The 9,871-nt window shown below is 68.0% G+C and carries 11 protein-coding genes and 1 rRNA gene; 5 read left to right on the top strand and 7 right to left on the bottom strand.

Translation table 11 applies throughout. The features are described 5' to 3' along the window. Positions 1-117: ribosomal RNA gene (locus ACT4N8_RS06455) — 16S ribosomal RNA — on the bottom strand; the annotation flags it as partial. A 450-nt stretch (positions 118-567) separates the two neighbouring features. Between ACT4N8_RS06455 and ACT4N8_RS06460 the strand changes: the two genes are divergently transcribed. After that, positions 568-2,085, top strand: a complete 1,518-nt coding sequence (locus ACT4N8_RS06460) for a lipopolysaccharide biosynthesis protein (RefSeq protein ID WP_444857316.1) — start codon at positions 568-570, stop codon at positions 2,083-2,085. Here ACT4N8_RS06460 and ACT4N8_RS06465 read toward each other — a convergent pair. Continuing rightward, on the bottom strand, positions 2,082-2,510 hold the full coding sequence (locus ACT4N8_RS06465; RefSeq protein ID WP_444857317.1) for a CBS domain-containing protein: 429 nt from the start codon (positions 2,508-2,510) through the stop codon (positions 2,082-2,084). The genes ACT4N8_RS06460 and ACT4N8_RS06465 overlap by 4 nt on opposite strands. Positions 2,511-2,596: 86 nt before the next feature. Here ACT4N8_RS06465 and ACT4N8_RS06470 point away from each other — a divergent pair, with 86 nt between their 5' ends. Both ACT4N8_RS06470 and ACT4N8_RS06475 read left to right on the top strand, forming a co-directional pair. Continuing rightward, positions 2,597-2,899, top strand: coding sequence for a hypothetical protein (locus ACT4N8_RS06470; RefSeq protein WP_444857318.1), 303 nt, complete (start codon positions 2,597-2,599; stop codon positions 2,897-2,899). Continuing rightward, a complete protein-coding gene (locus tag ACT4N8_RS06475; protein WP_444857319.1) occupies positions 2,889-3,269 on the top strand; it encodes an acyl-CoA thioesterase in 381 nt (126 codons plus the stop codon). The genes ACT4N8_RS06470 and ACT4N8_RS06475 overlap by 11 nt, the downstream gene beginning before the upstream one ends. Positions 3,270-3,278: 9 nt before the next feature. Here ACT4N8_RS06475 and ACT4N8_RS06480 read toward each other — a convergent pair whose 3' ends face one another. From ACT4N8_RS06480 to hisS, 5 genes are all read right to left on the bottom strand, one after another. Next, complete coding sequence (locus tag ACT4N8_RS06480) at positions 3,279-3,581, bottom strand: hypothetical protein (RefSeq protein ID WP_444857320.1); 303 nt, start codon at positions 3,579-3,581, stop codon at positions 3,279-3,281. Positions 3,582-3,693: 112 nt separating this feature from the next. After that, positions 3,694-4,311 carry a DUF4167 domain-containing protein gene (locus ACT4N8_RS06485; protein ID WP_444857321.1) on the bottom strand — a complete coding sequence of 206 codons (618 nt, stop codon included), beginning with the start codon at positions 4,309-4,311 and terminating at the stop codon, positions 3,694-3,696. Positions 4,312-4,560: 249 nt separating this feature from the next. Then, entirely contained in the window at positions 4,561-5,427 is an 867-nt protein-coding gene (gene prmC, locus ACT4N8_RS06490) for a peptide chain release factor N(5)-glutamine methyltransferase (protein ID WP_444857322.1), read from the bottom strand. Then, positions 5,417-6,493, bottom strand: a complete 1,077-nt coding sequence (prfA, locus tag ACT4N8_RS06495) for a peptide chain release factor 1 (RefSeq protein WP_444857323.1) — start codon at positions 6,491-6,493, stop codon at positions 5,417-5,419. Before prfA ends, prmC begins: the two co-directional genes overlap by 11 nt. Then, a complete protein-coding gene (gene hisS / locus ACT4N8_RS06500) occupies positions 6,490-7,800 on the bottom strand; it encodes a histidine--tRNA ligase (RefSeq protein ID WP_444857324.1) in 1,311 nt (436 codons plus the stop codon). Before hisS ends, prfA begins: the two co-directional genes overlap by 4 nt. 58 nt (positions 7,801-7,858) lie before the next feature. Here hisS and ppa point away from each other — a divergent pair, with 58 nt between their 5' ends. Both ppa and ACT4N8_RS06510 read left to right on the top strand, forming a co-directional pair. Beyond that, positions 7,859-8,398, top strand: coding sequence for an inorganic diphosphatase (gene ppa / locus ACT4N8_RS06505; protein ID WP_444857325.1), 540 nt, complete (start codon positions 7,859-7,861; stop codon positions 8,396-8,398). Positions 8,399-8,432: 34 nt separating this feature from the next. Next, positions 8,433-9,871 (top strand): amidase (locus ACT4N8_RS06510; RefSeq protein ID WP_444857326.1); only part of this gene is annotated, 1,439 nt, incomplete at its 3' end.

The following is a 9,871-nucleotide window of genomic DNA, read 5'->3' on the forward strand; positions in this document are numbered from 1 at the left end:
GCAGATTCCCACGCGTTACGCACCCGTGCGCCACTAGACCCGAAGGTCTCGTTCGACTTGCATGTGTTAGGCATGCCGCCAGCGTTCGTTCTGAGCCAGAATCAAACTCTCAAGTTGATGTCCGACAACCACCCCGGTGGAATGACCGAGGAGGAGGCCGGCATTTCAAGGAGCCGTTCCTGCACTTCACATATACTGTGGATATGTAACGAGACATGGAACGACTTAGCTTTTACCGATCGCCAGCGCCTTGAAGCCGCTGGTGACCGGGGCCGCCGCCCACATGTCCCTTCATCTAAACCGACAATGTCAAAGAGCCGACGCATCTCCCTCCCCGGTGTGATCCGGGCAACCGGTGATCGGTTAAGAGAGACGCGAACGGGGTCGGGCAGGCGCCCTGCCCCGTCGGTGAAGGGCCATATATGGAGGACAAGTCCTACCGTCAACACCCTTTTTGTCGGAAATTTCCGGGGTATTCGTGCCCCTGCGATCCGCCTGTCCGATATGGGGACGAGGCGGCGATGTTCAACAGGGGCTTAACCCCTTTGCGCTAAGCCGGCGCCCGAGATGGATGCACAGTGCGCTGAGCCGGCCGCCACGGCCGACGCCGTCCCCCGCGCGGGAGGCGGTACGCCCGGCTTCGCCGAGCAGGTGAAGGCCGGCGTGATCTGGCGCTCGGGCAGCCAGCTGTTCGGCCAGCTGATCGCCTGGGCCTCGACCTTCCTCGTCCTGCGCGTCCTCGAGCCCGGCGATTACGGCATGGTGGCGATGACCGCGGTGGTGCTCTCCTTCCTCACCCTGTTCAACGGCTGGGGCTTCGCCAGCGCGCTGGTCCGCGACGAGAAGACCGACAAGCACCGCATCGGCCAGACCTTCGGCATGCTGTTCCTGATGAACGGCGCGCTGGCCGCGCTGCAATGGTTCGGCGCGCCTTATGCGGCGGCCTATTTCCGCCAGCCGATGGTGGAGGAACTGCTCCGCGTCCAGGTCCTGTTCTACCTCGCCAATCCGTTCCTCGCTTTGGGCCATGCGCTGCTCGCGCGCCGCCTCGAGTTCCGGCGCCAGTCGCGAATCGACCTGATCGGCGCATGCGCCAGCGCGGTCACGGCGCTCAGCTGCGCTTATTCGGGCCTCGGCGTCTGGACGCTGGTCGTGGCGCCGGGCGTCTATTGGTACGTGCGCGCCGGCGGCTATGTGATCGCGGCGAAGCTCTGGCAGATCCGGCCGCGCTTCCATTTCGCCGGCGCGGGCAAGATGCTGCGCTACGGCACAGCGATGGTGGCGGTGCAGGCCTGCTGGTTCGCGCAGAGCCAGGCCGACGTCTTCATCGCCGGCCGGCTGCTCGATCCGCACCGGCTCGGCCTCTACACGACCGCGCTCTTCCTCACCCAGATCCTCGCCGCCAAGTTCGTGCCGCCGCTCAATGAGGTCGCCTTCGCGGCCTATTCGCGCATCCAAGGCGAGCGCGACGTGATTCGGAGCGCGTTCCTGAAGTCCGTGCGTCTGATCATGCTGGTAGCATTGCCTTTCTATTTCGGCCTGGCCGCGACCGCCGAGCCGTTCGTGCTCACCGTCCTCGGGTCGCAATGGGCGGAGACGATCCCGCTCGTGCCAGTGCTTGCGATGGCGATGCCGCTCCTCACCTTGCAGATCCTGTTCGCGCCAGCGACCAACGCGCTCGGCCGGCCCGGCCTCGCCGTGCGCACCGGGCTGATCGGCGCCGGACTGATGCCGCTCGCCTTCCTCGCCGGTATTCAGTGGGGTGTGATGGGTCTGGCCTGGGCGTGGCTGGCGGGGATGGGCGTCCTGCTCGCGGCTACGGCGGAGATCTCGCGGCGGGTGATCGGCATCAGCCGGCGCGCCCTGCTCGGCGCGATCGTCCCCGGCCTCGCGGCCTCGGCGGCGATGGGCGCGCTCGTCGCGGCGCTCGATTCGGCGCTGCCGGACATCGGCACAGGCACGCGGCTGGTATTGCTCGTGGGCACGGGGATGGCGACCTATGCGGGCCTGCTGCTCGCCTTCGCGCGGCCGATCGTCGACGAGGTGCTCGGCCTGATCCGGCCGAGGCGGCGGGCCGCCGTCTAGACGCTCTGGATATATTCGAGCATCGCGGCGGCGTCGGCCTCGATCCGGTCCATCCGGTATTTGACGAGATCGCCGATCGAGACGATGCCGACGATCCGGGTTCCTTGCACCACGGGAAGGTGGCGGATGCGGCGGCGGGTCATCAGCGACAGGGCGGCGAGCACGTCTTTGTCGGGCTCGACGGTGATCGCCGGGGCGGTCATGATCCGCGACACCGGCCAGTCGAGCACGGCGGCGCCGTCTGTCCTCAGGCAATAGATGATGTCGCGCTCCGACATGATCCCGGCGACGGCATCGCCCTCGACCACCGGCAACGCGCAGATATTGCGCTCGGCGAGGATCGCGACCGCCTCGCGGACCGAGGTCCCGGCGGCGATGGTGAGCACGTCCGGCCCCTTGTTCCTAAGGATCGCGGCGATCGTCATGGCGCGCCTCCCTTTCTCACCCGGCGTTCAAGCCCTAACGCCGACTCGCCCTTGATGATCCCACGCTCGGGCGCCAAATGGAAGCCATGCCCCGCCACGATCCGATCCCGCGCCCCGGCGGCGCCGACCCCGAGCGGGCGGCCGCCGCCTGGCGGCGCTATCGCAACCTGATGGGCTGGATGGCGCTGGCGGCGCTGGTCACGGTGCTGCTCTCGCTCCTCTATCTCTGGCTAACGATGGGGCCGATCCCGCTCCACATGGCGATCGCGACGATCCTCGGCGTGGGCTTCACCGTGCTGGTCGGCACCGGGCTGATGGGTCTCGTTTTCCTCAGCAACCGCAGCGGCCATGACGAGGATGCCGGACAGGGAGGCGGACATGACGATTGACCCCGAGAAAGAGCCGATCCTGAGGGTCGTGCCGCGCCCCGGCGACATCAATTCGAACGGCCATATCTTCGGCGGCTGGGTGCTCAGCCAAATGGACATCGCCGCCGGCATCGTCGCCGCGCGCGAGGCCGATGGCCCGGTCGCGACGGTGGCGATCGACGCGATGGAGTTCATCGAGCCGATCCTGCTCCACGATCTCATCTCGGTCTACGCCCGCGTCGAGCGGGTGGGGCGCACCTCGCTCGCGATCCGGATCGAAGTGATCGCCAGCCGCGACCGCGGCCAGCGCGAGGTGAAGGTCACCGAAGGCCTGTTCACCTTCGTCGCGCTGGACGAGAATCACCGCCCGCGACCAGTCAGGCCGGGCTAAGCGCCTTCCTCAGACGGTCGTGTAGGCGCCTTGGTACCAGCCCGAGCCGCCGGCATCCCAGCAATATTCGGTCGTCTGGTCGTCTTCGTTGCAGTAGACGCGAATGTTGGCGCCGGCCTGGTTCTGCCAGCACGTCGCCGCAACCTGCGACCCCGCTTGCTTGAAGGCGCCGTCGGCCCAGCCATTGCCGTCCCAGCAGCGCTCGGTGACGTTGTAGCCGTCGCTCGAATAAACGCGAAGATGTACGGTTCCCCCGGAGTCGAGCCAGCTGACCGCCGCGGTATCTATCGGAAAGCTCGGATTCGAAGCCATGATTACTCTCCCCTATTTTCCGGGGACCGAGTCGCTTCCTCATCCCGCGGTCCGCCGAGCGTCCACCGCATGGCAGACAAACGCAACTGGAATCGCCTCCGAAGCCGATGCCTCAGGCGGCGGCGGTGTCGCTGTCCTCCTCGCGGGGGCGACGGGTGCGCCGGGCGCGCGGCGGCTTGGCCGGAGCCTCGCCCTCGTCGCCGCCGCCGGCCGAGATGGCGGGGGGTAGGCTGTCGACGGCGATCCGCTCGTCGCGGCCGCCCTCGTCCTCGTCTTCCGCGTCGCGGCGCGGGGCGCGCGGACGGCGGCCGCGATACTCGCCATTGCGCTCGCCGCCATCGCCGCGCTGAGTCCGGCGGGGCGCGGGCTCGCGCTCCTCGGGCTCGTCGAACCGGCCGCGCGGCGCGGCTTCGGCGGCCTCGGCCTCTTCGCCCTCATCCTCGTCGGACTCATAATCGTCGCGCTGCCGGCGCTGCTCCTCGTAGCGCACACGGCTCTCGGAGAGGACGCGGAAGTAATGATCCGCATATTGCAGGAAATATTCGGTCTGGACGCGGTCGCCCTGCATCTGCGCGTCGCGCGCCATGCCTTTATATTTTTCGAGCAGCTGTGCCGCATTGCCGCGCTGTCTATTGTCCTGCCGGTTGCCCGGACTGGGATTGCTGCCCGGCGGACGGCCACCGCCGCCGCCGCGGCCGCGCCTGCGGCCGCCCTGACGATTGTTGATCAAACGAAAATCCTCACCAACGGTGGTTCTACTCTCACCCTTCGGCCGGGCCCTTCCCGGCCGCTTATCTGCTCAACCCCGAGGAGCGCGCAGCCGCGAGCAGCTGCTGCTACCTCTCCAAATCGCCCGCCAAGCGAACAAGCAATCGGGGGTCGGCGACGATCGGGCCCTCACGCATTTCGATGCTGTGGCTGGCCCCGTCCCAGAACCCCTATGTAGTCAGGCCGCGGCGCAAATCCAAGCAGAAAAGCATTAATGCCAGTCAAGCGTCAGGATCAGGCACCTGACGATCCCCCTGAGGTCCTTCCGTGACTCTATCGTGAAGCCGTGCGTCTCGAAGAGCGGAATGAGCGCCTTTTCCTGCCGGGCGCCGATCTCGACGCAGGCAACGCCGCCGTGCGCGAGCAGCCGCGCCAGCTGCGGCGCCAGCGCGCGATAATGATCCAGCCCGTCCACGCCGCCGAACAAAGCGAAGCCCGGCTCCCAGTCGACGACGCCGGGAATCAGCGCGGTTGCGTCCTCGACATAGGGTGGATTGACGAGGATGAGGTCGAAGCGCTCGTCGATCGCTTGCGCCCAGTCGCCCAATCGCCATTCGGCGCGGGGCGCCATGCCGAGCCGTTCGGCATTGGCGCGGGCATAGCCAAGCGCCGCTTCGGACGCGTCGACGCCCAAGCCCCGCGCTTGCGGCCATTGATCGAGCGCGGCGAGAAGCAGCGTGCCGGGTCCCGTACCGAGATCGAGGATTTTCGCCGGGGCGCCGCCCTGGAATTGAGCGACCGCCGCCTCGATCAGGCTCTCGCTGTCGGCGCGCGGGATGAGCGCGCCCGGGCCCACGTCCAGCTCGATCGTCCAGAAGCCGACCCGGCCGACGACATAGCCCATCGGCTCTTGCGTCAGTCGCCGCCTCACCAGCGCCTCGAACCTCGCCGGCGCGGGCGCGTCGAGATAGGAGAGCATCATCTCGCCAATCGGCACGCCCAGTGCCGCCGCCATCAATATCTCCGCGTCGAGCCGGGGAACGCCGGGCACGGCGGTCAGCCGCCGCTCGGCGTCGGCGAGGGCTTTTCGCACCGTGGCTCCCCCCTCCCCCTTAACGGAGATAGGGTCAGGCTTCATCCAAACTCGCCAGCCGCGCCGCCTCGTCCTCGCGGATCAGGGCGTCGAGCAGCTCGTCTATTTGGCCTTCGAGAATCTCCGGCAGGCGATGGAGGGTGAAGTTGATGCGATGGTCGGTCACCCGGCCCTGAGGAAAATTGTAGGTGCGGATCCGCTCCGAGCGGTCGCCCGAGCCGACCATCGACTTGCGCGCTCCGGCCCGCTCGGCATGAAGCCGCTCGCGCTCCAGCTCGTAGAGGCGGGTGCGCAGCACCTTGAGCGCCTTGGCCTTGTTCTTGTGCTGCGATTTCTCGTCCTGTTGGATGACGACGAGACCGGTGGGGATGTGGGTGATGCGGACCGCGCTGTCGGTGGTGTTGACCGACTGGCCGCCCGGACCGGAGGAGCGGTAGATATCGATGCGCAAATCCTTGTCGTCGATCTGGACGTCGACCTCCTCCGCCTCGGGTAGCACGGCGACGGTGGCGGCGGAGGTGTGGATGCGCCCGCCGCTCTCGGTGACGGGGACGCGCTGGACGCGGTGGACGCCACTTTCGAACTTCAGCCGCGCGAATACACCCTGGCCGGCGACCGAGGCGATCGCCTCCTTGTAGCCGCCCAGCTCCGCCGCGGTCGCCGAGACCATCTCGAAGCGCCACCCCTTTGTCTCGGCGTAGCGCTGGTACATGCGCAGCAAGTCGCCCGCGAAGAGCGCCGCCTCGTCACCGCCGGTGCCGGCGCGGATTTCGAGCATCGCGGCGCGCTCGTCGGCGGCGTCGCGCGGGAGGAGCTTGAGGGCCAAGTCGCGCTCCGCCTCGGCGAGCTTTGCCTGATTCTCGACCAGCTCCTCCTCGGCCATCGCGCGTAATTCCGCGTCGGCCTCGTGAGTCATGTGCTCGAGCGACTCCTTCTCGGAGCGCAGCCGCCGCACCTCCTTCGCCGCGGCGGCGACCGGCTCGACCTCGGCATAATCCTTCGAGAGCCGGACGAACTGCTCGGCGGAGAGATCGCCGGCGGACATCGCCGCCTGCAGCTCATCCCGCCGCGCCTCGATGGCGGCGATCCGTTCGGCGGAGATGCGGGTCATTTTGTCCGCCGCTTGACGTAGATGGCGCGAGCGTCCGCGTCTTCGCGCGTGGTGAAACGGGAACGCAACGCGCGGAAGACCGCGTTCCTAACGGACGCCCTGGCTGGGTTGAACCTGTCCAAATCGCGCAACGACAGAACCGCACCACCGGGCTGATGGGGATCCGGCTCCACTTTCAAAATGCGCCATGCGCCAGCCTTCTTTGCGCGCTCATAGCGCCTGTTCTCATTGCCGGAGTAGGCCATCTCAGTCCGAACGTGCTGACGACGAAGGAGGCTGACGAGTTCCGCACTGATCGGAATCATCTCAGCGCTCTGTGGAATAACGACAATTTCGACAGGCTCGACTTCGGGCGCCTCTATCATCATCGCCAGCCGCTCGATCCCCGCCGCCCAGCCGACGGCCGGCGTATGCGGGCCGCCGAGGCTTTCGATCAGGCCGTCATAGCGGCCGCCGGCGATGACGGCGCCCTGCGCGCCGAGGCGGTCGGTGACGAACTCGAAGGCGGTGTGGCGGTAGTAATCGAGGCCGCGCACCAGGCGAGGGTTGCGGGTCCACTTCACGCCCGCCGCGTCGAGGCCGGCGGTCACCTCGGCGAAGAAGGCCGCCGCTTCCGCGGTCAGGAAGTCGTCGATGCCGGGCGCCGCGTCCGCAATGGGTCGGTCCTGCGCCGCCTTGCTGTCGAGGATGCGCAGGGGATTGCGCGCCAGCCGCTCTCGGCTCTCCTCCGAGAGGTCCGCCTGGTGCGCCTCGAAATGGGCGACGAGCGCGTCGCGCCAGGCGTCGCGCGTGGCGGCGTCGCCGAGTGTGTTGAGCTGGAGCGTCACCGCGTCCGATATGCCGAGTTCGCGCAGCAGCTGATCAGCAAGGACGAGCAATTCGACGTCCGCCTGCGGGCTGTCCGTGCCGATGATCTCGGCGTCGAGCTGGTGGAACTGGCGGAAGCGGCCCTTTTGCGGGCGCTCGTAGCGGAAGACGGGGCCGTGCGTGGCGAGCTTGACCGGTGCGTGCTGTTGCATGCCTTCCGAAAGATAGGCGCGGCAGATGCCGGCGGTGAATTCGGGCCGGAGCGTCAAACTGTCCCCGCCGCGGTCGGGGAAGGTGTACATCTCCTTCGAGACGATGTCGGTGGTCTCGCCGATCGAGCGGGCGAAGACCTCGGTCGCCTCGAACACCGGCGTCTCGATCCGCTGGAAGGCGTAGAGCCGGCGCACGCGATCGAAGGCGGCGACGACCGCGTCGAAGCGGTCGGCCTCCTCGCCCCAAATGTCCTGGGTGCCCCTGATCCGCTGCGGACCCTTGCTCATGGATCAGGCCCTTAGCAGCTTTGCCCCGCCGCGAAAGACCCGCTAGGGGCGCCGCATCATGAACATCGACCTCATTCCCGTCGGCGACGATCCGCCCGATTCGATCAACGTCATCATCGAGGTGCCGACCGGCGGCGAGCCCGTGAAGTACGAGTTTGACAAGAAATCGGGCGCACTCTTCGTCGACCGCATCCTGCACACGCCGATGCGCTATCCGGCCAATTACGGCTTCGTGCCGCACACGCTCTCGCCCGACGGCGACCCGCTCGATGCTTTGGTCATCTCGCGTTCGCCCTTCGTCCCCGGCTGCGTCGTGCGCGCCCGGCCGATCGGCGTGCTCAAGCTCGAGGATGAGGCGGGCGGCGACGAGAAGCTCGTCTGCGTTCCCGTCGACACGACTTTTCCTTATTATGCCGACATTGGCGAGCGCCAGGACCTGCCCTCGATCGTGCTCCAGCAGATCGAGCATTTCTTCAAGCATTACAAAGATTTGGAGCCAGAGAAATGGGTGCGGATCGGACAATGGGGCGACGCCGCGGAAGCGCGGATGATCGTCAGTGAATCGATCGCACGGGCGAAGGCGACGCAAGCTAGCTAGACTTGACCAAGCGGATACGCCACGCTCCGCGGCCATGAACAGGGTGCTGCTGCTCGGCCTCGCGGCCTCGAGCCTCTCCGCCTGTGCGACGATCCTCCCTTCCGACGAGGCAAGGATGCCCAGCGACGCCGCCATGACCGAGCCCGCCAGCGCCGAAGCGCGCGTCCGCCAGTCGCTCGCCCGGATCGAGGCGCTCAATCCCCGGCTGAACGCCGTCATCGCCGTCGACTCGACCGCGCTCGATCAGGCGCGGGCTCTCGACGGCAATCCGCAGGCGCGCGGTCCGCTCTTCGGCATGCCGGTCCTGATCAAGGACAATATCGAGACGCGCGGGCCCTTGCCGACCACGGCCGGAAGCCTGGCGCTGCGCGACAACGTGACCGGCCGCGATGCGCCGCTGGTCGCGCGGCTGCGCGCGAACGGGGCGGTGATCGTCGGCAAGGCGAACCTCAGCGAATGGGCGAACATCCGCTCCTCCGATTCCATCTCGGGCTGGAGCGCGATCGGCGGGCAGGCGCGCAACCCTTACGCGCTCAACCGTAATCCCTGCGGCTCCTCCTCCGGCAGCGCGGTGGCGGTCGCGGCGGGGATGGTGCCGGCGGCGATCGGCACCGAGACCGACGGCTCGATCACCTGCCCGGCGGCGATCAACGGCATCGTCGGCTTCAAGCCGAGCGTGGGCCTGGTCAGCCGCACCCATGTCGTGCCGATCAGTCACAGCCAGGACACGCCCGGGCCGATGACCCGGACGGTGCGCGACGCGGCTTTGATCATGAACGCGATCGTCGGCAGCGATGCTGCCGATCCCGCCACTGCCGAGGCGGACGCGCGGCGGGTCGACTATGCGGCGGCGCTCTCGCCCGACGCGCTGCGCGGGCGCCGGATCGGGGTGATGCGCTTCTCCGCCGGATTCGGCACCGACGCGCCGTTCGAGGCGGCGCTCGCCACGTTGCGCGCCCAGGGCGCCGAGCTGGTCGAAATCCGCGAGTTCGCGATCAACCGGGGCGAGATTGGCCGCAATGAGATCGTAGTCCTGCTCGCCGAGTTGAGGCACGACCTCAACGCCTATCTCGCCACCTTGCCGCCGCAGGTGCGCACCCGCCCGCTCGCCGACCTGATCGCGTTCAACCGCGAGCACGCGGCCGAGGAGATGCCGCTGTTCGGCCAGGATCTGTTCGAAAGGGCCGAGGCAAGCGGGGGGCTCGACGAGGCCTGGCGCGCCGCGCGCGAAACCTCGCTGCGGCTGGCCGGGGCGGAGGGGATCGACCGGCTGCTCGGCGAGCACAATGTCGTCGCGCTCGTGGCGCCGACCCGGCCCGCCGCCTGGCTGATCGACGCGGTCCACGGCGATGCCAGCCCCGGCGGCGGGGTCGCCGGCACGCTCGCCGCCGTCGCCGGCTATCCGCACCTCACCGTGCCGATGGGAGAGGTGCGCGGGCTTCCCGTCGGCCTCTCCTTCATCGGCCCGCGCTG

The organism is Sphingosinicella sp. (genome assembly GCF_052387495.1).
In the GTDB taxonomy this organism is placed as follows: Bacteria; Pseudomonadota; Alphaproteobacteria; order Sphingomonadales; family Sphingomonadaceae; genus Allosphingosinicella.

Bases quoted from the DNA above. Each gene is read 5' to 3' on its own strand.
- ACT4N8_RS06460 (WP_444857316.1), top strand. From the start codon at position 568: ATGGATGCACAGTGCGCTGAGCCGGCCGCCACGGCCGACGCCGTCCCC.
- ACT4N8_RS06465 (WP_444857317.1), bottom strand. From the start codon at position 2,510: ATGACGATCGCCGCGATCCTTAGGAACAAGGGGCCGGACGTGCTCACC.
- ACT4N8_RS06470 (WP_444857318.1), top strand. From the start codon at position 2,597: ATGCCCCGCCACGATCCGATCCCGCGCCCCGGCGGCGCCGACCCCGAG.
- ACT4N8_RS06475 (WP_444857319.1), top strand. From the start codon at position 2,889: ATGACGATTGACCCCGAGAAAGAGCCGATCCTGAGGGTCGTGCCGCGC.
- ACT4N8_RS06480 (WP_444857320.1), bottom strand. From the start codon at position 3,581: ATGGCTTCGAATCCGAGCTTTCCGATAGATACCGCGGCGGTCAGCTGG.
- prmC (WP_444857322.1), bottom strand. From the start codon at position 5,427: ATGAAGCCTGACCCTATCTCCGTTAAGGGGGAGGGGGGAGCCACGGTG.
- prfA (WP_444857323.1), bottom strand. From the start codon at position 6,493: ATGACCCGCATCTCCGCCGAACGGATCGCCGCCATCGAGGCGCGGCGG.
- hisS (WP_444857324.1), bottom strand. From the start codon at position 7,800: ATGAGCAAGGGTCCGCAGCGGATCAGGGGCACCCAGGACATTTGGGGC.
- ppa (WP_444857325.1), top strand. From the start codon at position 7,859: ATGAACATCGACCTCATTCCCGTCGGCGACGATCCGCCCGATTCGATC.